Annotated in this window: 19 protein-coding genes, 1 tRNA gene and 2 pseudogenes; 13 read left to right on the top strand and 9 right to left on the bottom strand. The window is 68.1% G+C overall.

The window, feature by feature from the left end; all coding sequences use genetic code 11:
* Nucleotides 1-191: 191 nt before the first annotated feature.
* A complete protein-coding gene (locus OG730_RS19830) occupies nucleotides 192-1,181 on the bottom strand; it encodes a hypothetical protein (protein WP_327305478.1) in 990 nt (329 codons plus the stop codon).
* Between the two features lie 323 nt (nucleotides 1,182-1,504).
* On the opposite strand from OG730_RS19830, the gene OG730_RS19825 reads away from it, so the two are divergent.
* A complete protein-coding gene (locus OG730_RS19825) occupies nucleotides 1,505-1,849 on the top strand; it encodes a hypothetical protein (protein WP_327305477.1) in 345 nt (114 codons plus the stop codon).
* On the top strand, nucleotides 1,846-2,184 hold the full coding sequence (locus OG730_RS19820) for a type II toxin-antitoxin system PemK/MazF family toxin (protein WP_327305476.1): 339 nt from the start codon (nucleotides 1,846-1,848) through the stop codon (nucleotides 2,182-2,184). Before OG730_RS19825 ends, OG730_RS19820 begins: the two co-directional genes overlap by 4 nt.
* A gap of 459 nt (nucleotides 2,185-2,643) precedes the next feature.
* On the opposite strand, the pseudogene OG730_RS19815 reads toward OG730_RS19820, so the two are convergent.
* Nucleotides 2,644-2,841 (bottom strand): annotated as a pseudogene (locus OG730_RS19815) (helicase-associated domain-containing protein); the annotation flags it as partial.
* Between OG730_RS19815 and OG730_RS19810 the strand changes: the two are divergent.
* Nucleotides 2,780-2,968: pseudogene (locus OG730_RS19810) on the top strand (tyrosine-type recombinase/integrase); the annotation flags it as partial. The pseudogenes OG730_RS19815 and OG730_RS19810 sit on opposite strands and share 62 nt — an antisense overlap.
* 373 nt (nucleotides 2,969-3,341) lie before the next feature.
* On the opposite strand, the gene OG730_RS19805 reads toward OG730_RS19810, so the two are convergent.
* Nucleotides 3,342-3,515, bottom strand: a complete 174-nt coding sequence (locus OG730_RS19805) for a hypothetical protein (RefSeq protein WP_327305475.1) — start codon at nucleotides 3,513-3,515, stop codon at nucleotides 3,342-3,344.
* A 798-nt stretch (nucleotides 3,516-4,313) separates the two neighbouring features.
* Here OG730_RS19805 and OG730_RS19800 point away from each other — a divergent pair.
* The gene (locus tag OG730_RS19800; protein ID WP_327305474.1) at nucleotides 4,314-4,790 is read left to right on the top strand and encodes a hypothetical protein; all 477 of its coding nucleotides are present in this window, start codon (nucleotides 4,314-4,316) and stop codon (nucleotides 4,788-4,790) included.
* A gap of 387 nt (nucleotides 4,791-5,177) precedes the next feature.
* Here the strand turns inward: OG730_RS19800 and OG730_RS19795 are convergent.
* Nucleotides 5,178-5,248, bottom strand: a tRNA-Gly gene (locus tag OG730_RS19795).
* A 467-nt stretch (nucleotides 5,249-5,715) separates the two neighbouring features.
* Here OG730_RS19795 and dcd point away from each other — a divergent pair.
* Both dcd and OG730_RS19785 read left to right on the top strand, forming a co-directional pair.
* Entirely contained in the window at nucleotides 5,716-6,303 is a 588-nt protein-coding gene (gene dcd / locus OG730_RS19790; RefSeq protein WP_243330723.1) for a dCTP deaminase, read from the top strand.
* Nucleotides 6,300-6,812, top strand: coding sequence for a phosphoribosyltransferase (locus tag OG730_RS19785; protein WP_327305473.1), 513 nt, complete (start codon nucleotides 6,300-6,302; stop codon nucleotides 6,810-6,812). The genes dcd and OG730_RS19785 overlap by 4 nt, the downstream gene beginning before the upstream one ends.
* 108 nt (nucleotides 6,813-6,920) lie before the next feature.
* On the opposite strand, the gene OG730_RS19780 is transcribed toward OG730_RS19785, so the two are convergent.
* Entirely contained in the window at nucleotides 6,921-7,856 is a 936-nt protein-coding gene (locus OG730_RS19780) for a Yip1 family protein (protein ID WP_327305472.1), read from the bottom strand.
* Between the two features lie 245 nt (nucleotides 7,857-8,101).
* Here OG730_RS19780 and OG730_RS19775 point away from each other — a divergent pair, with 245 nt between their 5' ends.
* Entirely contained in the window at nucleotides 8,102-9,148 is a 1,047-nt protein-coding gene (locus OG730_RS19775) for a hypothetical protein (RefSeq protein WP_327305471.1), read from the top strand.
* 121 nt (nucleotides 9,149-9,269) lie between these two features.
* Here OG730_RS19775 and OG730_RS19770 read toward each other — a convergent pair whose 3' ends face one another.
* Together OG730_RS19770 and OG730_RS19765 are read right to left on the bottom strand one after the other, a co-directional pair.
* Complete coding sequence (locus tag OG730_RS19770; RefSeq protein ID WP_327305470.1) at nucleotides 9,270-11,996, bottom strand: (Fe-S)-binding protein; 2,727 nt, start codon at nucleotides 11,994-11,996, stop codon at nucleotides 9,270-9,272.
* 176 nt (nucleotides 11,997-12,172) lie between these two features.
* Nucleotides 12,173-12,643, bottom strand: a complete 471-nt coding sequence (locus tag OG730_RS19765; RefSeq protein WP_327305469.1) for a sugar transferase — start codon at nucleotides 12,641-12,643, stop codon at nucleotides 12,173-12,175.
* Nucleotides 12,644-12,947: 304 nt separating this feature from the next.
* Between OG730_RS19765 and dnaK the strand changes: the two genes are divergently transcribed.
* From dnaK to OG730_RS19745, 4 genes are read left to right on the top strand one after another with little or no spacing between them, the layout of a single operon-like run.
* Nucleotides 12,948-14,795 (top strand): molecular chaperone DnaK, encoded by a 1,848-nt coding sequence (dnaK, locus tag OG730_RS19760; protein WP_327305468.1) that lies wholly within the window; start codon nucleotides 12,948-12,950, stop codon nucleotides 14,793-14,795.
* On the top strand, nucleotides 14,795-15,475 hold the full coding sequence (gene grpE / locus OG730_RS19755; RefSeq protein ID WP_327305467.1) for a nucleotide exchange factor GrpE: 681 nt from the start codon (nucleotides 14,795-14,797) through the stop codon (nucleotides 15,473-15,475). The genes dnaK and grpE overlap by 1 nt, the downstream gene beginning before the upstream one ends.
* A 60-nt stretch (nucleotides 15,476-15,535) precedes the next feature.
* Complete coding sequence (dnaJ, locus tag OG730_RS19750) at nucleotides 15,536-16,738, top strand: molecular chaperone DnaJ (RefSeq protein WP_327305466.1); 1,203 nt, start codon at nucleotides 15,536-15,538, stop codon at nucleotides 16,736-16,738.
* Between the two features lies 1 nt (nucleotide 16,739).
* Nucleotides 16,740-17,192 carry a heat shock protein transcriptional repressor HspR gene (locus OG730_RS19745; protein ID WP_327305465.1) on the top strand — a complete coding sequence of 151 codons (453 nt, stop codon included), beginning with the start codon at nucleotides 16,740-16,742 and terminating at the stop codon, nucleotides 17,190-17,192.
* A gap of 133 nt (nucleotides 17,193-17,325) precedes the next feature.
* Here OG730_RS19745 and OG730_RS19740 read toward each other — a convergent pair whose 3' ends face one another.
* Nucleotides 17,326-18,360 (bottom strand): helix-turn-helix transcriptional regulator, encoded by a 1,035-nt coding sequence (locus OG730_RS19740; protein ID WP_327305464.1) that lies wholly within the window; start codon nucleotides 18,358-18,360, stop codon nucleotides 17,326-17,328.
* A gap of 282 nt (nucleotides 18,361-18,642) precedes the next feature.
* Here OG730_RS19740 and OG730_RS19735 point away from each other — a divergent pair, with 282 nt between their 5' ends.
* Nucleotides 18,643-18,954 (top strand): Rieske (2Fe-2S) protein, encoded by a 312-nt coding sequence (locus tag OG730_RS19735; RefSeq protein WP_266879787.1) that lies wholly within the window; start codon nucleotides 18,643-18,645, stop codon nucleotides 18,952-18,954.
* 184 nt (nucleotides 18,955-19,138) lie between these two features.
* On the opposite strand, the gene OG730_RS19730 is transcribed toward OG730_RS19735, so the two are convergent.
* Nucleotides 19,139-19,585, bottom strand: a complete 447-nt coding sequence (locus tag OG730_RS19730) for a pyridoxamine 5'-phosphate oxidase family protein (RefSeq protein WP_327305463.1) — start codon at nucleotides 19,583-19,585, stop codon at nucleotides 19,139-19,141.
* 99 nt (nucleotides 19,586-19,684) lie between these two features.
* Here OG730_RS19730 and clpB point away from each other — a divergent pair, with 99 nt between their 5' ends.
* Nucleotides 19,685-22,270 carry an ATP-dependent chaperone ClpB gene (gene clpB, locus OG730_RS19725; RefSeq protein ID WP_327305462.1) on the top strand — a complete coding sequence of 862 codons (2,586 nt, stop codon included), beginning with the start codon at nucleotides 19,685-19,687 and terminating at the stop codon, nucleotides 22,268-22,270.
* Nucleotides 22,271-22,319: the final 49 nt, after the last annotated feature.

Here is a 22,319-nt window from a genome sequence, read left to right as displayed (position 1 = left end):
CCCGCGAAGCCCCCTCCGAGACGTGGGCCGCGCCGTACATCATCGTCGCTCCCGCATGCCGACCAGGCCGTGCATGGCCACCACGATCGCTGTCGAGTGACCGTGGGCCGTCAGGTGAGACTCCGCTGCTCCGCTGCTGCACGGGGTCAATCCTGGTATCCGCTCCAGTTGTTCGAGGGAGAGCCGGGTTTCTAGCGTTGGCGGACATGGGAGGCGCCATTCTCTACATCATCAGGATGCACGATCGAGTCCTGGATGCCCAAGATGCGCATAAGGGACTTGACCGAAACGGCTCGACGGTTGCCGACCCAGAGCACGCTGAATGGGAGGGAACCCTTCCGGGCCATCCTTGACGCTTGTGATTCCGAAAGCCCGACAATGCCCGCTGCTTCGCTGAATCCGACATGTTGTGGCAAGAGATCGGAAATTCGATAGTAAAGATTTTTCCCATCCACCCAGGATCGCCCTACCTGCTCCGGGGTAATTGATGGAACGTCCCCCTCGTCGCGACGGTCAGTTCGGATTTTCTCGTGAAACGCATTGGCTCTATCCATGGCCCCCATGCGCTGTAGTACGGCTCCAATGCGTTCGCCGCGAATTCTCTCGTCGGCATCCGGATCCCGTACCGTTCCGGCGTCAATGATTGACGACGCGCGCAGTGTGGACTCTTCTTCGTGTGCCGCATCGGGAATCAAGTACTCCGAATCCTCTGTGCACGTTTCCGAGTTCCCTGCTCCCACTAGGTTCCGGGCGTTGCTGAACGCGCGATTCATCATCGCGTCCAAGAGATCCTTGGTCGGTGTGGCGCCTGCCAAGGAAAACCATGCTTCCAGGACGCCTTCCATCATCGCGGACCTAACGTCAGAGACGTCGTAGTGCCACTGTCGTGCCAAGTCTTTTGACCATCCCATGAAATATGGAGTCAGTAGATCTACTAGGATGGTCAGCCATTTTTCTCGTTCCTGTCCGCCGCCTTCTCGCGCCAAAGTTCCCACTGACTCCCAGATGCGCAAGCTGGCTACGGATTTAGATCGCCCAAGGCGGGATTCCTTGCGCAACTTCTGATATGTAGGGTGGCGTTTAATGATGCAGGTTTGGACGTTTCCTGCATGTGCGCAGATGGGTTGCCCGCCACAATCGAGCAGAACGCGCTCATTTACGAGCGTAAAGACATCGTGCATGGCATTCCCTTCGCGCCATCAGGTCGGTCCTGCGGAAAATGGTGGGGCTCGGCGACTAGGTTTTATAGATTTTTCCTGGGATTCGGCCCCATCGAGTGAACAATGTTTGACGGCGTGCTATAAGGCGTGTTGCTGGCGGCGCTCGGCAGGGGCCGCTCCGACGGCGGCGGAGTGATGTGGACCAGGTGCGGTCGTCCGGGATTCTGGTTCTGCAGGTCCCGTTCGTGGCGGCTCTCGGCCTTGCCTGCGCGCTCGTCTTGACTGGTCTGGTCACTCACCCCCACACTGGGTGTATGACATTTGTACGACAGGCTGGAGGAGGCGTGGAGACCACAGCAAGTCACAAGAAGAGGGCAGCCAAGAAGGCTGCGGCCACGGCGGTGAAGCGAAACGCGGCGGCGGCTGTGCTCGGGCCCAGTCGGCTGGCGCAGGTCCGGCTCCGTGGCGATGAGATGCAGGCGCTTCAAGAGGTGATGCGGACGCTGAACCTCAACTCGACTTCGGATGCTCTTCGCGAAGGACTGAGGCTCCTCGCGCGGGAAGCGTCCGAGCTGGGGGCAGCCGAAGAGATCCGAGCCTTCTATAAGGAGCGGGGTGCGCCTCTGCCCGAGGGTGTGGTCGAGCCGGATGACGACGAGCTTGCGGCAGCGGACGAGATGCAGTGGTGAGTCCAGGCACGGCGTTCCGCGGCGAGGTGTGGGTTTGCGCACTGCCGCAACCAGTGGGACCGCACCCCGTCGTCGTCCTCACAGTCAATCGGATCGCCGAGCCTCTCGCCTCGGTGACTGTCGCGCTGATCACTGGCACATCCGGTCCGCAGGTCACGCATGTTCCGATCGGCCCTGACTCCGGACTGACGAAGTACGACGAGTCGTACGTGAACTGCGCAGACCTTCACACCGTGGCCAAGTCCCGGTTGCGAAGGAAGCTGGGGCTGCTTGCTCCGGGCGAACTGCACCGGGTGGAGGACTCGGTCCGTCTGATTCTCGGACTGCAGCGCTGACCTGTGCGTGGCCTGACCTATGCGGGACAGTGTGAAGACCCGCTCGGCGCTACGCAGGTGGCACCAGGCTTCGGCGTAGGGCGGGTCGTACCCAGCGACGATCTCCTCGGTGTCCGTCCCGAACGGGTTGGGCTCGGGAGCGGTTAGCGGGACGTTCAGTAGCCGGGCTGCCGAAGTGTGTGCGTCGAGAGTCGCCGATGCCTCTGCCGTCCGGTGCGACGCCGCCCAGTGTCGGCTTTGCCGAGGCCGTCCGTCGCGTCGGAACAGCGGCGGCCCGCCGAGGTGGGACCCTCTCGATGCGTACGGTTCCGTCGGCGTCTTCCGCGACGGGGCGTAGCCCTCGTTGCACAGCGCGGCAAGTGTCTGGTCGGGCGCGGCGGCGCTGACGAGCGCCGTCGGCGCGAGCCGCCGCAGCCTGAGTGGGAAGAGCCCTCGGTGGGCGGCGAGTTCGGCCAAGAGCGCCGGCTCGTCGCCGTGGATGACGCACGCGGTGGGGGCGATGTGTACCCGGCCGTGCTGGCGTGTCGCGTTGGCGACGAGGTAGGACAGGGACTGTGGCAGGGGCCCCGCCGAAATGGCCGTCAGCTCGGCCGAGACCTCGTCCGGACTCAAGGACACGATGGTGCGGGCTGGCCAGTCCTCGGAGAAGGCGGCCATGATCTATCAGCACTCCAACCTTGAGCGGCAGAAAGAGGTTGCCGCGGGGATCGCGACCAGGGTGCGGGCGCTGCGGGCCAAGGCTTCAGGTTCCGCTTCTGGCACGGATCTGGCACGGGATGGGTAGAGAGGTCTAGACAACAAACAAGCCCCAGGTCATTGACCTGGGCCTTTGTCATGAAGCGGATGACGGGAGTCGAACCCGCGCTGTAAGCTTGGGAATCACCCGGCACTTGACCATGAATTTGGCCTTTGACCTGCGGAGACGCGAGCTAGGAACCTCATCGAGGCTGCCTTGGGTCGACGCCCTGTTGACCGCTGTGCACCGCCTCTACTGGCACGTTATGGCACGCCGCGGCCGACCGGCTGTAGCTGCAAGTGGTTGCGTCGATCGACTTTGAGTCGAAGATGCGGGGCGGCGGAGCGTAAGCGGTTTTGTCGTCCGGGTCCAGGCTGTCAGTGCCGTCGGCGAGACTGCCAGAGTGCTCGAACTTCTGTGGTCAGCCCTGGTAGCGGTCATCGATGCGGTCTTGACCGTGTTGGGAGTGGTCCTCTGGCCCTTGCTGCTGGGCGTGTTCATCTGGGCGATATCGATGCAGGTGGATCCTCGCGATGTACTGCGGCTTCGGCGGATCCTTGAGCGGATAGCCGCTATTGCCGAAGGCGTCGGACATCTCCTGCTTGGTGTGTGCCTGCGCGTGTACAGGCAGACCCTGGGCGGCGCCTACCTCCGTCGGAGCAGGCGCCGCGCTGCGCAGCATCTGGTCTGGGCGCGGCGGGGTTTCGGCCGGGATGCCGGCAGCCTGTTCCCCGCCAGTCGGCAAGTGCGCACAGTTCTGCGCTCATGGCATCAGGCCGCCCCGTTGGCCGCCGCCGCATACATCGTCAAGGCGTACATCCTACTGCTGGTGTTGCTCAACCTCGGGAGACTTGTCGATTCCGCCACCAGATGGGCGTCCCGTACGTGGGCGGAGAGTGAGCATGCTCCCGTTCCGTGGTGGGCGCCTAGCGGCGGCTTGTGGGGGCCAGCTCGGCGGGTCGCCGACACCGGCGAGGCGCCGGGAGTCGTCGTAACGGTAGTGGCGAGCTTCCGGGCGTTCGCGGAGGCGATCTGGGGGAAAGCCGCTCAGTATCTTCCAGCCCTCGCAGCTCCGGAAGGCCGGGTTGGCGAGGTGGTTACCGCGATATCCGGAATTGTTCTCGCCCTCGTGCTACTCCTTGCACTGAGGGCCGGGATGAGCTTTCTCGGTCGGCGCCCTGGTCCAGCGCGGGACGGCCATAGGCGCGACCCAGGCTTCGTTGACCCCCTTCCCCGTGGGTGGTGGCTGCGGTCGCTGTTGAGTCTGCGCCCGGGGGTGGCCAGTCGTACCCGGCCGGTTGCGGTCTTGATTGACTGTCTTGCCCGTGTGGGCTCGGCGCGGCGCTACTACCAGACGGTTACGCAAACTCGTAGCACCCTTTATGTTCCTCGCGTGGACCTTGCCGGGGCTGAGAGGGTCGTGTGGTCGGCATGGAAGGTTAGGCACGATCCGGTACGCGGTGCGCTTCGGCGGGACTACCGGAAGCACGCGGCCGAGGTCGTGGGGGTAATCCGGCGGCTAGAGGCGCGGCAGAACATCGACGACAACACGGGCCAAGTCTTCGAGGAAATGGCGCGTGTGCTGGTGACGATTGCTGAACGGTATGCGAGCGGCAACACGCTGGCCTTGCTCGATCGCGCGGATGTCGAAGGCGTAGAGCCTGCGGTTGACAGGGAATGGGTGCGATTGGTCATCCTCGGCGTGGCCATGACTGGCGCTGCCATCACAGCGGGCTTGACGGAACTTTCGGCCGCAGCGTCCACCCAGATCGTTGCCGTGGTCGGCGCCGTTGCCTGGGCGCTTTTGTACCGTGACAGGCTGTCGCCGGGCGATGTGCTCGACGTGATGCGTGGCCAGACCCGCAAATGATCGGTCGAACAGGTCGGCCTTGTGGGGCTTGTTGGCGCGACGACCTTCTCGACGTACCCCTCCAACTCGTGCTCCTCCAGGAAGGGCCCAATGCATTCGGCGGAGTTGTTGCTCACCACCGCAACGGCCCGCCCCGACGCACGAGCAGCGTGAAGGGCCTCCACCGCCCCCGGGGTCGGCGAACCGGCCACCGCCACGCTTCGACCTCAGCCGCAGTCAGCGCGGCCTCCACCTTCCGCCGAGGTTGCCGCCGGGATCGACGCCAGGGTGCAGACCTTGCGGGCCAAGGCTTCCGGTTCAGCTTCTGGCACGGATCTGGCACGGGAGGGGTAGGAAGGTCTAGACAACAACGAAGCCCCAGGTCGCTGACCTGGGGCTTCGTAGAAGAGCGGATGACGGGAATCGAACCCGCGCTATAAGCTTGGGAAGCTCATGTTCTACCATTAAACTACATCCGCGTAGTCGTCCAGTTGCCTGGAGCGCTATCGTTTCTCACCCTACCCCATGATCGTCCCCTGGTGAATTCGTCCCGGGAGTGGTGTCGCGTGTGGGGTGCACGGAGGGGCGTGGGGGCGGGAGTTGGGGCGTACCTTGTGTGTGCGGAGCGGCGGCTGGAGTGGGTCTTGTTCATCCCCTAATGTGGCGATTCATCGCAGTACGGCTGGTTGGGGAAAGGGACTCGATGGAGCACACCGTCGTCCGTTGTGCCGAAGGGCACGTGTTCAGCACCGCTTCGTTCCCGCTGCAGCACCTCGGTGCCGGCCGGATCGGGCCGGGGCGGCTGTTGCGGTGTCCGCGCTGTGCGCGGCTGCGGCACGCCGTGCCCGTGGGGGCGGCGCCGAAGCGGTAGACAAAGAGGGAGACAGCGGCGCGCGGGATCCCGCCTCGATTGGGGCGGCCCGCGCGCTCTGCGTATCCTCGGGACGTGCTTCTCTCTGATAAAGACATCCGGGCCGAGATCGACAGCGGACGGGTTCGCATCGACCCCTTCGACGAGTCGATGGTGCAGCCCTCCAGCATCGATGTACGTCTCGACCGGTTCTTCCGGGTCTTCGAGAATCACCGGTACGCGCACATCGATCCCGCGGTCGAGCAGTCCGATCTCACCCGGATGGTCGAGCCCGAGGGTGACGAGGCGTTCATCCTCCACCCCGGTGAGTTCGTGCTCGCCTCGACCTACGAGGTCATCTCGCTGCCCGACGACATCGCCTCCAGACTGGAGGGGAAGTCCAGTCTCGGCCGGCTGGGGCTGGTGACCCATTCGACCGCCGGGTTCATCGACCCGGGGTTCTCCGGGCACGTGACGCTGGAGCTGTCGAACCTCGCCACGCTGCCGATCAAGCTCTGGCCGGGTATGAAGATCGGGCAGCTGTGTCTGTTCCGGCTCAGCTCGCCCGCGGAGTTCCCGTACGGGAGCGAGCGGTACGGATCGCGGTACCAGGGCCAGCGCGGCCCGACGGCCTCGCGGTCCTTCCAGAACTTCCACCGGACCCAGGTGAGGCACGAGGCATGAGCGACGTAGTGAGTGGCGGAGTGCGTGAGAACCTTGATTACGAGGGATTCGGGCGGGCCGTGCGCGAGCTGGCGCAGACCATCGCCGACGACGGCTACGAGCCCGACGTCATCCTGAGCATCGCCCGCGGAGGCGTCTTCGTCGCCGGTGGTCTGGCGTACGCGCTCGACTGCAAGAACATCCACCTCGTGAACGTGGAGTTCTACACCGGGGTGGGGACCACGCTGGAGATGCCGGTCATGCTGGCGCCCGTGCCCGAGGCGATCGATTTCACCGACAAGAAGGTGCTGATCGCCGACGACGTCGCCGACACCGGCAAGACGCTCAAGCTGGTGCACGACTTCTGCCTCGGGCACGTCGCCGAGGTCCGGTCCGCGGTGATCTACGAGAAGTCCCACTCGCTCGTGAAGTGCGAGTACGTGTGGAAGAAGACCGACGAGTGGATCGAGTTCCCGTGGTCCACGAAGCCGCCCGTGGTGACGCGTGCGGGACAGGTTCTCGACGCCTGAGATCCGTCCTGAGATGTGAGGGCGACGTGAGAGGGGCCCGCCGCGCGGTGTTCGTGCGGCGGGCCCCTTCGTGTTCTGCGTGCGTGCGTGCGTACGTGCGTGCGTGCGCTAGATCGTGCCCAGCTTGATGATCGACAGCAGGGCGATCAGCTGGATCGCCGACGCGCCCAGGGCCTTGGGCCACGGCAGGTCGTGCGATTTGCTGATCAGGGAGGCGAAGAGCGCGCCGGCCGCCACCCAGGTGACCCAGCCCAGGATCTGGACGAGCATGTTGTCGCCGCTCAGGAACATGGCGAACAGCAGGCGCGGTACGTCCGTCAGGCTCATGACCAGCATCGACAGGCCCACCGTCGGCTGCCACGCCCCGTCGCCGCCCAGCTGGCGGGCCAGCGTGTGGGTCACGGCGCCGAGGATCAGGCCGCAGATCACGAAGGCCACGCCCGCCGAGAGGACGATCGGGACGGCCTGGGAGAAGGGGCTGTCGATGACGTCCTTGCGGGCGTCGTCGAGGCCGAAGACCGCGAGCGTGCCGTAGAGGAAGGTCACGATCAGCGCCGGCCCCCAGACGGCGTAGTCGCGCATCTGCAGGAAGGTCTGGCCCGGGCGGGTCACGATGCCCCGGAGCAGTTCCTTCCACGGCAGCCGCGGACCGGTGGGGGCGGCGGCCTGGGCCGCGCCCGCCTGGTAGGTCGCGCCCTGGTTGTAGGAGTACGGGTCCTCGCCGATGGCGAAGGCCTGGGTGTACCCCGGTGAGTCACCCGGGCCGCCGGCTCCCTGGGCGGGGGGATGGCCGTGGTCGTAGCCGTAGCCAGGGCCGGGGCCGTATCCCTGGCCGCCGCCCTGGCCGCCGTGCGGGTCGAAGTACTCGGGCTCGCCTTGGCCCCCGGAAGCGGCCTGCTGCGGCCACTGCTGGGGAGAGTAGGGCTGCTGGCCGTACGGCGGCGGCGCCTGGGGCGCCTGCTGCTGACCGTACGGCTGCTGCCGCGGAGGTTGTTGCGGGGTGCGGTTGTTGTCCCGGCCGCGTCCGATCCTGAATCCAGCCACGTGATCGAAAGTACCCGCTCCGGAGCGGGTGGATGGCCGGGGTGGCGGAAGAAGTCCCCTTTGCGGCTGAGCTGTGACATCCCCTAGGGGGTACCTGGAGGGGCTTCTCAGGGTGGGTTACGTGGCTGCGCGGCAGTCTGCCGATGGCTGTTACATCTCCGACGGAATACGGACATACCGGCTCCGTAGCTTCGTTGACGTAGCCACCGCCACGAAGCACGAACGAGCACGAGATGAGCCCCGTCATGCGTAGCCCGCACCGTCGTACCACCCTCCGTACCGCCGCAGTCGTGGCCGGTGCGGCCGCCGTCCTCGCCCTTCCGGTGGGGTCCGCCTTCGCGGATTCCCCGGCCGTCCCCGACCAGCCGGTCCTGCCCGGCGTCGAGCAGCCGTCCGTGGACCCGCAGCAGCCGCAGGTGGACCCGCAGCAGCCCCAGGTGGACCCGACCGTCCCGCCGACCACGCCCCCGACCACGCCGCCCACCACCCCGCCGGTGCAGCCTTCCGTCCGGGCCTACGTCACGACCGTGAAGCTGGCCGACGGATCGATCGCCCGGGTCTACAAGATCGGCGAGGGCCACTTCGAGGCCGACATCTTCGTCGGCGGCAACAAGCTGGACACCCTGGTCAGCAAGGACGGCAAGGCCGCCGGCGGGCAGAACAACGGGCTGCACGTGGTCCTCCAGCCGAACGGCACCGTCACCTCGTGGGTCGAGGGTGCGACCAAGCCGGTCGAGAAGCCGAAGCCGAAGCCGAAGCCGGTGGAGGAGAACTCCGTCCAGGTCGCCATGCCCGACGGGCGCAACGCGCGGCTGATCGACGGCCCGAACGGCAAGCGCGTCGAGCTCTCGATGCCGAACGGGACTCTCCTGGGGACGATCGACCTGAAGCACCCGACCGCGACGAACGACGGCTGGACGTACAAGCTCGTCCAGGACGGCAAGCGCGTGAAGTTCGTCGTCATCGACGGCAAGAACGGCGGGAACAGCTGGGTCTACGACTTCACCAGCGGCAAGCTGATCGAGACGTACAAGGTCGACAAGGGTGGCAAGGACGCGAAGCCCGTCGCCAAGCCCGTCGCCAAGCCCGTCGCCAAGCCTGTCGAGAAGAAGGCCGTCGAGCGGGTCGTGCCGAAGGGCGGCGTGAAGGCCGGTGCGGAGGGTGTCGAGCCCGTGTCCGCCGACGCCGACGGCACGCTGCTGCTCGCCGCCGGCGGGGGCATGGCGGCGGTGGGCGCCGCGGGCCTCGGCTTCGCGATGCTGCGCCGCAGCCGGTCGTCCAACCAGTCCTGACCCGGACAGGACCGACCGACCGACCGACCGCGAACACCGGAGCGGCCCGCCCCCTGTGGGGACGGGCCGCTCCGGTGTTCCGCACTGTGCGGGCTACGAGCTACGCGCTATGAGCCGCGAGCTACTTCGCCTCGGCGTCGCTCGCCGGCGCCTCCGCCGGCGCCTCCGCCTTCGGCGCGGGCTCCGCGGTCTTGGCCGGGGCCTCTGCCTTGGGCTCGGCGACGGCCTCAGCCTCCGGCTCCGCGGCAGCCTCGGCCTTGGGGTCGGCGACGGCCTCTGTCTTCGGTTCGGCGGCGGCCTTGGGGTCGGCGACGGCCTCTGTCTTCGGTTCGGCGGCGGCCTTGGGGTCGGCGACGGCCTCTGCCTTCGGCTCAGCGGCGGCCTTGGGGTCGGCGACGGCCTCTGCCTTCGGCTCAGCGGCGGCCTTGGGGTCGGCGACGGCCTCTGCCTTCGGCTCAGCGACGGCCTTGGGCTCAGCGACAGCCTCTGCCTTCGGCTCAGCGACAGCCTCTGCCTTGGGCTCGGCCACAGCCTCTGCCTTCGGCTCAGAGACGGCCACCGGCTCCGCGACGGCCACCGGCTCCGCGACGGCCACCGCCTCCGCCACCGGCTCCGGCTCCGGCTCCGGCTCCACCGGATCCGGCGTCTTCACCGATTCCAGGAGCAGTTGCGCCACGTCGACGACGGTGACGTGTTCTTTTGCCTGGCCTTCGTTCTTCTTGCCGTTGACCGAGTCGGTGAGCATGACGAGGCAGAACGGGCAGGCGGTGGAGACGATGTCCGGGTTCAGGGACAGGGCCTCGTCGACGCGCTCGTTGTTGATGCGCTTGCCGATCCGCTCTTCCATCCACATCCGCGCGCCACCGGCGCCACAGCAGAAGCCCCGTTCCTTGTGGCGGTGCATCTCCTGCTGGCGCAGGCCCGGCACCGCCGACATGATCTCGCGCGGCGGTGTGTAGACCTTGTTGTGCCGGCCCAGGTAGCACGGGTCGTGGTACGTGATCAGCCCGTCGACCGGGGTCACCGGCGTGAGGCGGCCCTCGTCGATCAGGTGCTGGAGCAGCTGCGTGTGGTGGATGACCTCGTACTCGCCGCCCAGCTGCGGGTACTCGTTGGCGATCGTGTTGAAGCAGTGCGGGCAGGTGGAGACGATCCGCTTCGCCGCCTTCGGCTTCTTGGTCGCCGGGTCCTCGTCGTCCTCACCGAACGCCATGTTCAGCATCGCGACGTTCTCCTGCGCGAGCTGCTGGAAGAGCGGCTCGTTGCCCAGACGGCGCGGGGAGTCACCCGTGCACTTCTCGTCACCGCCCATGATCGCGAACTTGACGCCCGCGATGTTCAGCAGCTCCGCGAAGGCCTTCGTGGTCTTCTTCGCCCGGTCCTCCAGCGCGCCCGCGCAGCCCACCCAGTAGAGGTAGTCGAACTCCGAGAGGTCCTCCGCGTCCTTGCCGATGATCGGGACCTCGAAGTCCACCTCCTTGGTCCACTCCACGCGCTGCTTCTTCGCCAGGCCCCAGGGGTTGCCCTTCTTCTCCAGGTTCTTGAGCATCGTCCCGGCCTCGCTCGGGAAGGCACTCTCGATCATCACCTGGTAGCGGCGCATGTCGACGATGTGGTCGATGTGCTCGATGTCCACCGGACACTGCTCGACACACGCGCCGCAGCTCGTGCAGGACCACAGGACGTCGGGGTCGATGACCCCGTTCTCCTCGGCTGTGCCGATCAGCGGGCGCTCCGCCTCCGCCAGCGCGGAAGCCGGGACGTCCTTCAGCTGCTCGGGCGTCGCCCTCTCATTGCCCTCCATGTCCTTGCCGCCACCCGCCAGCAGATACGGGGCCTTGGCGTGCGCGTGATCACGCAGCGACATGATCAACAGCTTCGGGGACAGGGGCTTGCCCGTGTTCCAGGCCGGACACTGCGACTGACAGCGGCCGCACTCCGTACACGTGGAGAAGTCGAGGATGCCCTTCCACGAGAACTGCTCGACCTGCGAGACCCCGAAGACATCGTCCTCACCCGGATCCTCGAAGTCGATGACCTTACCGCCACTGGTCATCGGCTGAAGCGCACCCAACGCGACCGCGCCATCCGCGTTCCGCTTGAACCAGATATTCGGGAAACCGAGGAACCGGTGCCAGGCCACACCCATGTTGGTATTCAGCGAAACCACGATCATCCAGATCAGCGAGGTGCCGATCTTGATCATGGCGGTGAAGTAGATGGCGTTCTGCAGAGCGCCGAGCGACATGCCCTTGAAGGCGAGCACCAGCGGGTACGACACGAAGTACGCGGGCTCGTACGAGTCCACGTGGTGGATCGCGCCTTCGAGGCCGCGCAGGCACAGGATCGCGAGGCCGATGGTCAGGATGATGTACTCGACGAAGTACGCCTGCCAGGCCTTCGAGCCCGCGAAGCGGGACTTGCGGCCGGCCCGCGAGGGCAGCGACGCGAGGCGGATCCCCATCAGGACGAGGATGCCGGCCACGGTCATCAGGCCGATGAACTCGATGTAGAGCTCGAAGGGCAGGAAGCCGCCGACGAGCGGCAGCACCCAGTCGGCCTGGAAGAGCTGGCCGTACGCCTGCACCAGCGTCGGCGGCAGCGTCAGGAAGCCGATCGCGACGAACCAGTGCGCGAAGCCGACGAGGCCCCAGCGGTTCATCCGGCTGTGGCCGAGGAACTCCCGGACCAGGGTGATCGTTCGGGACTTCGGGTCGTCCGTACGGCTGCCTGCCGGTACGGGCTGTCCGAGCTTCACGAAACGGTAGATCTGCGCCACGGCTCGGGCGAGCAGCGCGACGCCGACCACGGTCAGGACCAGCGACACGATGATCGCGGCGAGTTGCATCGGGAGGGCTCCTCGGGCGGCACTTACTAAGCAGTAACTTATCCAGTCAAGGCTTGAGGTTACCCAGTCTCGACGCCGCAATGTAGCCGAGCGCGCGGTGATCTGCGTCGCTCGCCCCCGCCGTGACCAGCCGCGTCGCCGCAGGGACCCCGCCGCGTCCGCGCCCGGGCTCCGCCTCAGGGCCGCCCGTGCCGCCAGGCCGCCCGGGGGGTCTGCGCGAGGATCGCAAGGTCCATTCCCAGCCAGTGGTTCTCCACATAGTGCCGGTCCAGCAGGTCCATTTCCTCCCACGGCAGGTCCGAACGCGCGCTCACCTGCCACAGCCCGGTCATCCCGGGGCGTACGAGGAGCCGCTCGGGCCGGTCCGACGCGCTGTTCCCGGGTCGAGGCCCGACCAGCGACATCTCGCCCCGCACCACGTTGAGCAGCTGCGGCAGTCCGTCCAGGGCGCACCGGTCCAGCGCCGCCCCGACCCGGCCCTTGCCGACGCGCAGCCGCCACGCCCGGTACGGCCGCCCGGCCAGGCCCGCCGCCGGCTCCCGTACGAGGACGCCCGCGCCCTGGGTCGCGTACAGCAGCCCGGCGGCCAGCAGCAGCGGTACGAGGAACACCCCGAGCAGGAGCGCGGCTCCGGTGAGGTCGAGCACCCGCTTGGCCGAAGGCCTGGTCGGCCAAGGCGAAGGCCAAGACCAAGACCAAGACCAAGACCCGGGCCGCGGCCGCGTCCGTGGCCCCGGCCGGGCGGGGGGCGCGAGCAGCTTGTGCATGCCAGCACGGTGCCGTACGGCTCCGGCGGTGTGCGGGCGCCGCGCGGCCGAGGTGCCCCGAATGGCGCTCCTGAGCGTAAGCGCAGCCTAAAGGTTGAGTCCCCTCGACTCACCTCTGTTGACACTGTCGGAGCGGTGATGCACTCTTGAGTCTGTTCCACTCAAGTCAGCTGGAGGAATCAAAATGGCACGTGCGGTCGGCATCGACCTGGGCACCACTAACTCCGTCGTCAGCGTTCTGGAAGGCGGAGAGCCCACCGTCATCACCAACGCCGAAGGCGCCAGGACCACGCCGTCCGTCGTCGCCTTCGCCAAGAACGGCGAGGTCCTCGTCGGCGAGGTGGCCAAGCGTCAGGCGGTCACGAACGTGGACCGGACCATCCGCTCCGTCAAGCGCCACATGGGCACTGACTGGAAGATCAACCTGGATGGCAAGGACTTCAACCCGCAGCAGATGAGCGCCTTCATCCTGCAGAAGCTGAAGCGCGACGCCGAGGCGTACCTGGGCGAGAAGGTCACGGACGCGGTCATCACCGTCCCGGCCTACTTCAACGACTCCGAGCGCCAGGCGACGAAGGAGGCCGGCGAGATCGCGGGCCTGAACGTCCTGCGTATTGTCAACGAGCCGACCGCCGCCGCCCTGGCCTACGGCCTCGACAAGGACGACCAGACCATTCTCGTCTTCGACCTCGGTGGCGGCACCTTCGACGTGTCGCTCCTCGAGATCGGCGACGGCGTCGTCGAGGTGAAGGCCACCAACGGTGACAACCACCTCGGTGGCGACGACTGGGACCAGCGCGTCGTCGACTACCTGGTGAAGCAGTTCCAGAACGGCCACGGCGTCGACCTGTCCAAGGACAAGATGGCGCTCCAGCGTCTGCGCGAGGCCGCCGAGAAGGCGAAGATCGAGCTGTCCTCCTCCACGGAGACCTCGATCAACCTGCCCTACATCACGGCTTCCGCCGAGGGCCCGCTGCACCTGGACGAGAAGCTCACGCGCTCGCAGTTCCAGCAGCTCACCGCGGACCTGCTCGACCGCTGCAAGGCCCCGTTCCACAACGTCATCAAGGACGCGGGCATCAACCTGTCCGAGATCGACCACGTGGTCCTGGTCGGCGGCTCCACCCGCATGCCGGCCGTCGCCGAGCTCGTCAAGGAGCTCACCGGCGGTCAGGACGCCAACAAGGGCGTCAACCCGGACGAGGTCGTCGCCCTCGGCGCGACCCTCCAGGCGGGCGTTCTCAAGGGTGAGGTCAAGGACGTCCTGCTCCTCGACGTGACCCCGCTGTCCCTGGGTATCGAAACCAAGGGCGGCATCATGACCAAGCTCATCGAGCGCAACACCACGATCCCGACCAAGCGGTCCGAGATCTTCACGACGGCCGAGGACAACCAGCCGTCCGTGCAGATCCAGGTCTACCAGGGCGAGCGCGAGATCGCGGCGTACAACAAGAAGCTCGGCATGTTCGAGCTGACCGGCCTGCCGCCGGCCCCGCGTGGCGTCCCGCAGATCGAGGTCTCCTTCGACATCGACGCGAACGGCATCATGCACGTCACTGCCAAGGACCTGGGCACTGGCAAGGAGCAGAAGATGACCGTCACCGGCGGCTCTTCCCTCGCCAAGGACGAGGTCGACCGCATGCGCCAGGAGGCGGAGCAGTACGCGGACGAGGACTCCCGCCGCAAGGAGGCGGCCGAGTCCCGCAACCAGGGCGAGCAGCTCGTCTACCAGACGGAGAAGTTCGTCAAGGACAACGAGGACAAGGTCCCGGCCGAGGTCAAGGACGAGGTCGAGGCCTCCATCGCCGAGCTGAAGGAAAAGCTCAAGGGCGAGGACGCCGCCGAGATCCGCACCGCGACCGAGAAGCTCGGTGCCGTCAGCCAGAAGCTCGGCCAGGCGATCTACGCCGACGCCGGTGCCCAGGCCGCCGGTGGCGCGCCGACCGGTGACGCCGGCCAGGCCGACGCCAACGACGACGTCGTCGACGCCGAGATCGTGGACGACGAGAAGCCGAAGGGCGGCGCTGCCTGATGTCGGAGGAGACCCCGGGCTTCGACGAGAAGCCCGAAGTCCCCGCCGACGGCACGCCTGACGACGACGCCGCCGAGCCGAAGGCCGCAGCTTCCTCCAAGGAGGAGGCCGCGGCCCCGGCCGGGGACTCCGCAGCAGCAGCACGGGGCGTTCAGGAAACGGCTCTCCTGGCCCAGCTGGACCAGGCCCGCACCGCGCTCGGCGAGCGCACCGCGGACCTCCAGCGCCTCCAGGCGGAGTACCAGAACTACCGCCGCCGGGTGGAGCGGGACCGGATCGCCGTCAAGGAGATCGCGGTCGCGTCCCTCCTGACGGAACTCCTCCCGACCCTGGACGACATCGGCCGGGCGCGGGAACATGGCGAGCTGGTCGGCGGCTTCAAGTCGGTGGCCGAATCGCTGGAGACCGCCGCGGCCAAGATGGGCCTGCAGCAGTTCGGCAAGGAGGGCGAGCCCTTCGACCCGACGATCCACGAGGCCCTGATGCACTCGTACGCACCGGACGTCACCGAGGACACCTGCGTGGCGATCCTTCAGCCGGGGTACCGGATCGGCGAGCGTACGATCCGTCCCGCGCGGGTCGCGGTGGCCGAGCCCCAGCCGGGCGCGGCGCCGAAGTCCGAGGCGGCGGAAGGCGAGTCCGCGTCGGACAAGGACGCGGATGCCCCCGACAAGGGCTGACGCTGCGGCGCCCTTTGCACGACACGTAGGACAAGAAGCGCGAGAGGAGGGACACCGGGGATGAGCACGAAGGACTTCGTCGAGAAGGACTACTACAAGGTCCTCGGTGTCCCGAAGGACGCCACGGAGGCCGAGATCAAGAAGGCGTACCGGAAGCTCGCCCGCGAGTTCCACCCGGACGCCAACAAGGGCGACGCCTCGGCCGAGGAGCGCTTCAAGGAGATCTCCGAGGCGAACGACATCCTCGGGGACGCCAAGAAGCGCAAGGAGTACGACGAGGCCCGCGCCCTGTTCGGGAACGGCACGCTGTTCAATCAGGGGGGCCGCCCCGGTCCCGGCGGGGGCGGCGGCTCGTTCAACTTCGACCTCGGCGACCTCTTCGGAGGCCAGCAGCAGGGCGGCGCGGGCGGCGGCTTCGGCGGCGGCGGACTGGGCGACGTCTTCGGCGGCCTGTTCAACCGCGGCGGCGCCGGCGCGGGTCCGGGCACCCGTACCCAGCCGCGCCGCGGCCAGGACATCGAGTCGGAGGTCACCCTCTCCTTCACGGAGGCGGTGGACGGGGCCACGGTCCCGCTCCGGATGTCCTCGCAGTCCCCGTGCAAGGCCTGTTCGGGCACCGGCGACAAGAACGGCACGCCCCGCGTGTGCCCGACCTGCGTCGGCACCGGCCAGGTGTCCCGCGGCAGCGGCGGCGGCTTCTCGCTGACCGACCCCTGCGCGGACTGCAAGGGCCGCGGCCTCATCGCCGAGACCCCGTGCGACATCTGCAAGGGCAGCGGGCGGGCCCGCAGCTCCCGGACCATGCAGGTCCGGATCCCGGCGGGGGTCTCCGACTCCCAGCGGATCCGGCTGCGCGGCAAGGGAGCTCCGGGCGAGCGCGGCGGCCCGGCCGGTGACCTGTACGTGGTCGTGCACGTGGACGCGCACCCGGTCTTCGGCCGCAAGGACGACAACCTCACGGTGACCGTTCCGGTGACCTTCGCGGAGGCGGCGCTGGGAGCCGACATCAAGGTCCCGACCTTGAACGGTCCCTCGGTGACGCTGAAGCTGCCCCCGGGCACCCCCGGCGGCCGCACGATGCGGGCCCGCGGCAAGGGAGCGGTCCGCAAGGACGGCACCCGCGGCGACCTGCTCGTGACGGTGGAGGTCGCGGTCCCGACCGAGCTGAACGACAAGGCCCGCGAGGCCATGGAGCTGTACCGCGAGGCGACGGAGTCCGAAGACCCGCGCTCCGCGCTGTTCGAGTCCGCGAAGGGAGCATGACATGGACGGCCGCCGTAGGAGCCAGTACCAGCTCACCGATGAGACCCCGGTCTACGTGATCTCGGTGGCCGCCCAGCTCTCGGGCCTCCATCCGCAAACGCTGCGCCAGTACGACCGCCTCGGCCTGGTCTCCCCGGGCCGTACGGCCGGGCGCGGCCGGCGCTACTCGGCCCGTGACATCGAACTGCTCCGCACGGTGCAGGCGCTGTCCCAGGAAGAGGGCATCAACCTGGCCGGCATCAAGCGGATCATCGAACTGGAGAACCAGGTCGCCGCGCTCCAGCAGCGCGTGGCCGAGCTCTCGACGGCCGTCGAGGGCGCCGCCACCGTCCTCCAGCAGCGCGAGGCCCAGGTGCACGCCTCGTACCGGCGCGACCTGGTCCCGTACCAGGCTCCGCAGCCGGGCAGCGCCCTGGTCGTCTGGCGGCCGGCGCCGAAGCGGCCGCTGGGCTGAGCGGGCGCACGCACGCACGCGCAGAGGCCCCGCCCGAACCCTTCACGAAGGGTCTGGGCGGGGCCTCCGCGCGTGTCCGCCGGCCGTAGCCGCCCGCGACCCGTCCCGGGCCCGCCCCCAGCCGTCAGCGGGGCTACGGCAGCCCCTCGGCGTCCCCGGGGCCCGAGTCGTGCAGGATGCCGGACTCGGCGATGAGGTAGCCCAGCTGGGCCCTGCTGCCGCTGCCCAGGGCGGTGGCCAGTTTGGCGATGTGCGCGCGGCAGGTGCGCACGTTCATGCCCAGGCGCCGGGCGATGGCCTCGTCGACGTGCCCCTCGATGAGGAGGTGGGCGATGGAGCGCTGCACGCCGGAGATCCCGTCCGGGCTGTGCGTGTACGTGACCTTGTCGTTCAGCGGCACGGCCCTGCGCCACAGCTGCTCGAAGACCTTGATGAGGTACTCGATCAGCCCCGGGTGCCGCAGTTCCAGGGCGACGCGCCGATCATGGCTCGCGGGGATGAAGGCCACGGTACGGTCGAAGATCATGAGACGCTCGATGAGCTCCTCCAGTGTGCGGATCTCGACCTTGCCCGTGGAGATCCTGTCCACATAGGCGAGCGTGCCCTGGCTGTGCCGCACGGTGTGCTGGTAGAGCGTACGGATCTTCACCCCGCGGTCGATCATCGGCGAGGCGCGCTCGAGGGACTGGCTGAGGCTGAACGTCGGCCGGGCGCCACCCGGCTGGACGGTCAGGGCCTCGGTGTGACACTCGGAGGTGGCCAGGTCGATGGCGGCGTTGATCTGGTCGAATCCCTCCAGCACCGTGATCGCGTGGGTGTTGGCGGGGCTCCGGGCGCTGAGGGCGAGGAACGGCTCGAAAGCGTCGGTGAGGTCCACGGCGGTTCGCCGGCGGTCCTGGATCTCGCGTTCGATCGGGTGGAGGCGCTGGGCGAGCGCGACGGACGGGGGAACCGCGCGCAGTTGGTTCGCGTCGTCCGGGTCGGGGCGCAGCAGCGCGAATTCGAGCAGGCAGGGGGCGTTCTTCACTTCACCGCGGGCGACGCGGCCGGTGCTCAGGGCCGCTGCGTAGAGCCGCGTTCCCTCGGCGCACATCTCTGTGACGGGGTGGTGATGTGTCGGGTTTGTTGTGCTCTGCGTCAAATCTCCACCCCCCAGGGTCCTGAACATGTAAGAACATGATGCATCGTCCCTGTGGCACTGACGTGCCTGAATGAGCCATCGTCTGTCAGTGCGGGGGAGAAGATTCCATCAAGTGAGGACGAAGCCGACCATGTATAAGAGAATGCTTCGCTCGGCGCTTGCCGTTGTTTTCTCCGTCGCCGCGATTTTTGGGGCAGTCGCCGCTGTCAACGGGGACACGGGAAGCGCTGACACCAGTGCCAGTACGTCCGTCGAGAACAAGGTCGGGAACGACTTCGGCTGGGACACCATCCCTGCGCAGGTTTCCTGATGACCCCCGACGACCACGGATTCCGCCGTGAAATGGCATCGGCATACCGCTCCGGCTGGCAGTTCATCGATCTGACCAGTGCCATTCCTTACGCCGGTGACTCGCTGAAGGTCACCCTCTTCGGCCAGCCCATCGTCGTGGTGCGGGAAGAGGACGAGGACGTCCGCGCCTACCGCTGTCTGCGTCGCCCCCGGGGCGCGCCGCAGCCCGTCCGCTGCGAGATCCGGTACGGCATGGTCTTCGTCAATCTGGACCAGCGTGATCACCAACTTTTCGAACCCGACTCCGCCGCCACCCCCCGCAGTGCCTGAAGCGATTCCCCTGTCGTCGCAAATCGCTCAGGTGCTACCCCCCACACAGCGGCGCCATCGTGGACCTGACCACGATGGCGCCGCTGTGATGTTCGTGTCCAGTCCTTGAACCGGACGTAGTTGAACGGGGCCCGGCCGAACGGGACGTCGTCCAACGGGACGCGGTCCAGCGGGGCCCGCGCGACTACGCGCGCCCCATCGCCCGCTCCAGGCTGATCTCCACGACCACCCGGTCCGGGTTCGGCGAGGGCGTCCGCCCGTAGCGCTCCGCGTAGCGGCGTACCGCCTCCGCGACCGAGGCCTCGTCGTCACGGACCACCGCGCGGCCCTCCAGGGTCGCCCAGCGCCGCCCCTCCAGCTGGCACACCGCCACCCGGGCCCCGCCCTGCGGACCGCCCTGCGACGCCAGCACGTTGCGGACCTTCTTGCTGTGCTTATTGCTGATCACCCGTGCCAGCCCGGCCTCCGGGTCGTACGTCACGCCCACCGGGACCACGTGCGGGCTGCCGTCGGGGCGGTGGGTGGTCAGCGTGCAGATGTGCCGCTCCCGCCAGAAGGCGAGGTACTCCGGCGTCGGGTTGAGTACGTCCTGGGGCGGGCGGGCCGTGCCGGCCGGGCTGGGAGTCGACATGCGCGAAGGGTACGTCCCTCCACCTTGAGTGGAATAGACTCAACTTTGTGCAGGTTACTCATGTAAAGCACACACAGGAGAGGAAGGGAGAAGGCGCACGTGGATGCCGAGCTGACCAACCGGAGCCGGGACGCGCTGAACGCGGCCACGACCAGGGCCGTCAAGGACGGGCACGCCGACCTGACGCCCGCACACCTGCTGCTGGCGCTGCTCGCCGGCGAGGACAACGAGAACATCACCGACCTGCTCGCCGCGACCGACGCCGACCAGGCCGCCGTACGCGCCGGAGCGGACCGGCTGCTCGCCGCCCTGCCCAGCGTCACGGGCTCCACGGTCGCGCCCCCGCAGCCCACCCGCGAGCTGCTCGCCGTACTGGCCGAGGCCGACGCGCAGGCCGGGAAGCTCGGCGACGAGTACCTCTCCACCGAACACCTGCTCATCGCCCTCGCCGCCAAGGGCGGCGCGGCCGGCGAGCTCCTTTCAGCCCAGGGCGCGACCGCGAAGAAGCTGCGCGAGGCCTTCGAGAACTCAAGAGGAGGGCGGCGGGTGACCACCCCCGACCCCGAGGGCCAGTACAAGGCCCTGGAGAAGTTCGGCACCGATTTCACGGCGGCCGCCCGCGAGGGCAAGCTCGACCCCGTCATCGGCCGCGACCACGAGATCCGCCGCGTCGTCCAGGTGCTCTCGCGCCGGACGAAGAACAACCCGGTGCTCATCGGTGAGCCCGGCGTCGGCAAGACCGCCGTCGTCGAGGGCCTGGCCCAGCGCATCGTCAAGGGCGACGTCCCCGAGTCTTTGAAGAACAAGCGGCTGGTCTCCCTGGACCTCGGCGCGATGGTGGCCGGTGCCAAGTACCGCGGCGAGTTCGAGGAGCGGCTCAAGACGGTCCTCTCGGAGATCAAGGCCAGCGACGGCCAGATCATCACCTTCATCGACGAGCTGCACACCGTCGTCGGCGCGGGCGCCGGCGGGGACTCCTCCATGGACGCGGGCAACATGCTCAAGCCCATGCTGGCCCGCGGCGAGCTGCGCATGGTCGGCGCGACCACCCTCGACGAGTACCGCGAGCGGATCGAGAAGGACCCGGCGCTGGAGCGGCGCTTCCAGCAGGTGCTGGTGGCGGAGCCGAGCGTCGAGGACACCATCGCGATCCTGCGCGGGCTCAAGGGCCGCTACGAGGCCCACCACAAGGTCGTCATCAACGACAGCGCGCTCGTCGCCGCCGCCACCCTCTCCGACCGCTACATCACCTCCCGCTTCCTGCCGGACAAGGCCATCGACCTCGTCGACGAGTCCATGTCCCGGCTCCGCATGGAGATCGACTCCTCGCCGCTGGAGATCGACGAGCTCCAGCGCTCGGTCGATCGCCTGCGCATGGAGGAGCTGGCCCTGAACAACGAGTCCGACGCCGCCTCGCGCGAGCGCCTGGACAAGATCCGCAAGGACCTCGCGGACAAGGAGGAGGACCTGCGGGGCCTCACCGCCCGCTGGGAGAAGGAGAAGCAGTCCCTCAACCGGGTCGGCGAGCTCAAGGAGCGCCTGGACGACCTGCGCGGCCAGGCCGAGCGCGCCCAGCGCGACGGGGACTTCGACACCGCCTCCCAGCTGCTCTACGGGGAGATCCCGGCCCTGGAGCGCGAGCTCGCGGACGCCACGGAGGCCGAGGCCGAGGTGTCGAAGGACACCATGGTCAAGGACGAGGTGGGCCCGGACGACATCGCGGACGTGGTCGGCGCCTGGACGGGCATCCCGGCCGGCCGCCTCCTGGAGGGCGAGACCCAGAAGCTGCTGCGCATGGAGGAGGAGCTGGGCCGGCGCCTGATCGGCCAGGGCGAGGCCGTGCGCGCCGTCTCCGACGCCGTGCGCCGCACCCGCGCGGGCATCGCGGACCCGGACCGGCCGACGGGCTCGTTCCTCTTCCTCGGGCCCACGGGCGTGGGCAAGACGGAGCTGGCCAAGGCCCTCGCCGACTTCCTCTTCGACGACGAGCGGGCCATGATCCGCATCGACATGTCGGAGTACGGCGAGAAGCACAGCGTGGCCCGCCTCGTCGGCGCCCCGCCCGGCTACGTGGGCTACGAGGAGGGCGGCCAGCTGACGGAGGCCGTCCGGCGCCGCCCGTACAGCGTCGTCCTCCTGGACGAGGTCGAGAAGGCCCACCCCGAGGTCTTCGACGTCCTGCTCCAGGTCCTCGACGACGGCCGCCTCACGGACGGCCAGGGCCGCACGGTGGACTTCCGCAACACGATCCTGATCCTGACCTCGAACCTGGGGAGCCAGTTCCTCATGGATCCGTCCACAGGTGTGGACGAGAAGAAGGCCCGGGTCATGGACGTGGTGCGGGCCTCCTTCAAGCCGGAGTTCCTCAACCGCCTGGACGACCTGGTGGTCTTCTCCGCCCTGAGCGGGGCCGAGCTGGCCCACATCGCCGAGCTCCAGATCGGCCGCCTGGCCAAGCGCCTGGCGGAACGCCGCCTGATCCTGGACGTCACGCCGGAAGCCCTGGCCTGGCTGGCGGAGAAGGGCAACGACCCGGCGTACGGCGCCCGCCCCCTGCGCCGCCTGATCCAGACGGCCATCGGCGACCGCCTGGCCAAGGAGATCCTCGCGGGCGAGGTCCGCGACGGCGACACGGTCCGCGTCTCGGTAGCGGGCGACGACCTCCTGGTCGGCAAGGCGCTGTAGCGACCCGGCGGTAACAAGGCACTGCAATCCGGCGCAATACCGCCTCAGC

This window comes from Streptomyces sp. NBC_01298 (assembly GCF_035978755.1).
Taxonomy (GTDB): Bacteria; Actinomycetota; Actinomycetes; order Streptomycetales; family Streptomycetaceae; genus Streptomyces.
This window is presented reverse-complemented; position numbering and strand designations above follow the sequence as displayed.

Coding starts and splice junctions, on each gene's coding strand:
- OG730_RS19830 (WP_327305478.1), bottom strand. CDS start 1,181: ATGCACGATGTCTTTACGCTCGTAAATGAGCGCGTTCTGCTCGATTGT.
- OG730_RS19805 (WP_327305475.1), bottom strand. CDS start 3,515: ATGTCCGACGCCTTCGGCAATAGCGGCTATCCGCTCAAGGATCCGCCG.
- OG730_RS19785 (WP_327305473.1), top strand. CDS start 6,300: ATGAGCGACGTAGTGAGTGGCGGAGTGCGTGAGAACCTTGATTACGAG.
- OG730_RS19775 (WP_327305471.1), top strand. CDS start 8,102: ATGCGTAGCCCGCACCGTCGTACCACCCTCCGTACCGCCGCAGTCGTG.
- OG730_RS19770 (WP_327305470.1), bottom strand. CDS start 11,996: ATGCAACTCGCCGCGATCATCGTGTCGCTGGTCCTGACCGTGGTCGGC.
- dnaK (WP_327305468.1), top strand. CDS start 12,948: ATGGCACGTGCGGTCGGCATCGACCTGGGCACCACTAACTCCGTCGTC.
- grpE (WP_327305467.1), top strand. CDS start 14,795: ATGTCGGAGGAGACCCCGGGCTTCGACGAGAAGCCCGAAGTCCCCGCC.
- dnaJ (WP_327305466.1), top strand. CDS start 15,536: ATGAGCACGAAGGACTTCGTCGAGAAGGACTACTACAAGGTCCTCGGT.
- OG730_RS19745 (WP_327305465.1), top strand. CDS start 16,740: ATGGACGGCCGCCGTAGGAGCCAGTACCAGCTCACCGATGAGACCCCG.
- OG730_RS19740 (WP_327305464.1), bottom strand. CDS start 18,360: ATGTTCAGGACCCTGGGGGGTGGAGATTTGACGCAGAGCACAACAAAC.
- OG730_RS19735 (WP_266879787.1), top strand. CDS start 18,643: ATGACCCCCGACGACCACGGATTCCGCCGTGAAATGGCATCGGCATAC.
- OG730_RS19730 (WP_327305463.1), bottom strand. CDS start 19,585: ATGTCGACTCCCAGCCCGGCCGGCACGGCCCGCCCGCCCCAGGACGTA.